Source organism: Marinomonas sp. SBI8L (assembly GCF_001624705.1).
Lineage (GTDB): Bacteria > Pseudomonadota > Gammaproteobacteria > Pseudomonadales > Marinomonadaceae > Marinomonas.
The window spans coordinates 1-1056 of sequence record NZ_JSEO01000034.1; the positions used below are offsets into that span (position 1 = coordinate 1).

The following is a 1056-nucleotide window of genomic DNA, read 5'->3' on the forward strand; positions in this document are numbered from 1 at the left end:
CTTAGATTGCAGCAATAACCGACACACTTGGTATAGATAAGAGAGTCAGTTGCCTATAGGCTTCGAGTTCTCACACAATCCACCAAGGTCGTCCAAAAATGAACAACCAATATAAGCAACTGACATTAAACGAACGATACCAGATTCAAGGTCTAAATGAACTCGGTTTTTCAGCAAGAGCCATCGCAATAAAGATGAAACGCAGCAATAAAACGATTGCCCGTGAACTTAAGCGATGCACCAATAGTCACTATTGTGCTGAGGAGGCCCACACTCATGCCTCTATGATCAGAACGCAGGCCCACAAGTTGACGAAACGTAGTCAGGAACTGATTGATAAAGTGGAAAATTTCCTCAAATTAAGTTTCACCCCAGAGCAAATTGCAGGACGACTAGCACAAGAGATACCAGCTCTAAAAGTCTGCTGCAATACGGTTTACCACATTGTGTTTGAACAGGGATGGCGCGATAAATTGGCAAGGCGAGGAAGGCCTTATAAACCACGTAAGGACGTGATGGCAGGTGCTCATTTAATCCCTAACCGTATCGATATAGATCAGCGACCTAAGGTCGTTGATGACAAGCAAGAAATAGGTCATTGGGAAGGCGATACAGTTTACGGCCAAGATGGTTACTTAGTGACGTTAACGGAGCGGGTTACGAAACTTTTATTGACCTGTCGAGTTAAGAACAAGACAAAAAAGTTGGTCACTAAAGCCATTAAAAAATTGTTAAAGCCTTTTAAGCACATTTGTAAAACGATCACGTTTGATAATGGCGGTGAGTTTGCAGGCCATCAAAGTATAGCGAAGGCGTTGAAGTGTAAAGTCTACTTTGCTAAGCCTTATCACTCATGGCAACGCGGCCTGAATGAAAATACAAATGGGTTATTGAGGCGCTTTTATCCAAAAGGATTCACGATAGGTCAGCTCACAGAGCAGGACATTACAGTCACGCAAATGCTAATCAATTTTAGGCCGAGAAAATCGCTAAATTATCTCACACCAATTGAAGTATTATTAAATAAGCGTGTGTCACTTATTGTTGAGATCTAGG

1 protein-coding gene is annotated in these 1056 nt (G+C 42.0%); it reads left to right on the forward strand.

Going from position 1 to position 1056, the window contains the following annotated elements; translation table 11 throughout:
* The first annotated feature begins 98 nt into the window (after window positions 1-98).
* The gene (locus tag OA91_RS23765) at window positions 99-1055 is read left to right on the forward strand and encodes an IS30 family transposase (protein WP_063340079.1); all 957 of its coding nucleotides are present in this window, start codon (window positions 99-101) and stop codon (window positions 1053-1055) included.
* Window position 1056 lies beyond the last annotated feature (1 nt).